1 protein-coding gene is annotated in these 2,538 nt (G+C 71.8%); it reads left to right on the top strand.

Annotated features, from left to right (window positions below; all coding sequences use genetic code 11):
• The first annotated feature begins 363 nt into the window (after positions 1-363).
• Positions 364-2,376: a sensor histidine kinase gene (locus GV155_RS19825; protein WP_160011960.1), complete on the top strand. Its 2,013-nt coding sequence runs from the start codon at positions 364-366 to the stop codon at positions 2,374-2,376.
• Positions 2,377-2,538 lie beyond the last annotated feature (162 nt).

Here is a 2,538-nt window from a genome sequence, read left to right on the forward strand (position 1 = left end):
ACCCCCACCCGCCCGACGACCTGCTCCTTGTCGATGGCGGTGCGCCCGATGCCGGCCCACGCGGCCTCCCGCGGCCGGCCGACGTTGACGGAGCGGACCAGTGCCTCGCCGGTGACCATGACGCGCATCCTCGCACCGTGTCGCACGTCTCGTGCTCGAAGCTGCCGGGCCCCGGTACGACCTGCGGCAGGGCGCGGGCTGCGAGGATCCTGGTTCCCGAGCACGGCCAGGCCGACACCCCTATGTTGGAGCCACGACAACCACGGTGGGAGACAGCCGACTCGAAGGTGGGTGACCCATGAGCAACGTGTTGCGCAGGAACGTCACGGTGCCCGGTCGTCGAGCCGGCGACGCGTCGGTGGGATGACGACCGCCACCGAGAACGCCGTCTCTCCCGCCCGGACCGAGCGCCGCGGGACCCTCATCATCTGGCTGCTCGCCGGGGCGATGGTGACGCTGGCCGCCCTGATCACCGCACCGGCGGTGCTCGACGACCCGGGATCGACGGCACCGGACGTCCGGTGGTTCGCCCTGCTCCCGCTGTTCGCGCTCGCCGAGATCGTGGTCATCCACCTCCCGACCCAGCACAACGCGCACGGGCACACCCTCCGCGAGATACCGGCGGTGCTGGGCCTGACCTTCCTCGCGCCGCAGCAGTACGTCAGCGTCTACGTCGTCGGCGCCGTCCTCGGTCTCGTCGTCGCGGCCCGGATGCGGGGCGTGAAGCTGGCGTTCAACGCGGCGATGTTCGCTCTCGAGGCGGCCCTCGGAGCGCTGACCTACCACGCGATCCTGCAGGGCGGCGACCCCCTGTCGCCGGTCGGGTGGCTGGCCGTCCTGGTGGCGGTGCTCGTCACCGACCTCGTGTCCGCGGGCGCCGTGACCGCCGGCATCAGCCTCACCGAGGGAGCCTTCGACGGAGAGATCCTGCGCGAGGCGCTGCGGTCGGGCTCCGTGGCCGCCTTCATCAACACCTGCATCGCCCTGCTCGTGGCGACGCTCGTGCTGGTCCAGCCGTCGGCGCTGCCGCTCCTGGGTGTCGTCGTGGTCCTCCTGGTCCTCGCCTACCGCGTCTACGTCTCCCTCGCCCGAGGGCACGCCCGCACCCATCTGCTGTACCGGTTCGTCGACCGCACCTCCTCCGCCCGCTCCGTGGAGGAGGTCGTCGAGGTCGTGCTGCGGGAGGCCGCGGACCTGATGTACGCCGAGCGTTCCTACCTCGTGGAGGTCGTCGACGAGCAGCAGGTGCAGTACCAGGCCTTCACCGGCGGGACGCTGCACACCGAGGCCGTCGAGCTGCTGGCCGAGCCCTGGTGGTGGAGCGCGCTCGAGGCCGGGGTCGTGCAGCACGAGGCGCCCCGCCGCGGGCACGACGAGGTGCCGGAGCACCCGGTCGCGCCGGCGCTGACGACCCCGCCACGCGACGGGCTCGCCGCGCAGCTACGAGGGACCGGCTCGACCCGGTACCTGCTGGTCGTGTGCGACCGGTCCTTCGAGAAGGAGACGTTCGGGGACGAGGACGTCCAGGTCTTCGAGGCGCTCGCCGCGCACGCCGGCGTCGCGATCGAGCGCGCACGCATCGTCAGCGACCTGCAGACGCTGGCGGGCGAGCTCAAGACGGCGCGCGACACGGCACTGGCGGTCTCGGAGGCCAAGTCGATGTTCCTGGCCAACATGAGCCACGAGGTCCGCACGCCGCTCACGACCGTGCTCGCCGCCGGCGAGCTGTTGAACGAGACCCCGCTCGACGAGAGCCAGGTGAAGCTGCTCGGCAGGATGCACCGGTCCGGAGAGCTGCTGCTGTCCCTGGTGGAGAACCTTCTCGACTTCTCCCGGATCGACGCCGGGCACGCCACGCTGCACCACGCCGAGCTCGACCTCCGCGCGATGGTGGCCGACATCGCCGACGCCCACGAGCCGCGCGCGCAGGCCGAGGGGATCGCGTTCGACTGCGTCGTGGACCCGCGGGTGCCGAGCACCGTCGTGGGTGACCGGACCAGGATCGTCCAGGTGCTGACCAACCTGCTGGGCAACGCGCTGAAGTTCACCGCCGAGGGCGGACGGGTGCGGCTCGACGTCCGGCCCGTCGAGGACGACAGCGGCCCCGGTGTGCGGTTCACCGTCTCGGACACCGGCATCGGCATCGACGAGGACCACCAGGCCTCGATCTTCACCGCCTTCAGCCAGGTCGACGGCTCGGCCACCCGGCGGTACGCCGGCACCGGCCTCGGCCTGGCGATCTGCAAGCAGCTGACCGAGCTCATGGGCGGGGTCATCACCGTCGCCGGAGAGCTGGGCGTGGGCAGCACGTTCGAGGTCCGGCTGCCGCTGGTCACCAGCGGGACGGCTCCGCCCCCGGGCACACCGACCGACTGACATCAGGGCCGGCGAGGAGGCCGAGCGGGTCGTAGCGACGCGGATTGTCCGAGACCGCTGCGAGCCGGGCAGGGATGCCGGACAGTGGATCCAGCACATCGGGCCCTCAGGCCATACCCGAACCGCGGTCTGAGACCACCGTGCGGACACACCCCCCACCCC

The organism is Nocardioides sp. AX2bis (assembly GCF_902506435.1).
Taxonomy (GTDB): domain Bacteria; phylum Actinomycetota; class Actinomycetes; order Propionibacteriales; family Nocardioidaceae; genus Nocardioides.

What these genes read in the sequence shown, in the direction of transcription:
- GV155_RS19825 (WP_160011960.1), top strand. Translation starts at nt 364, where the DNA reads ATGACGACCGCCACCGAGAACGCCGTCTCTCCCGCCCGGACCGAGCGC.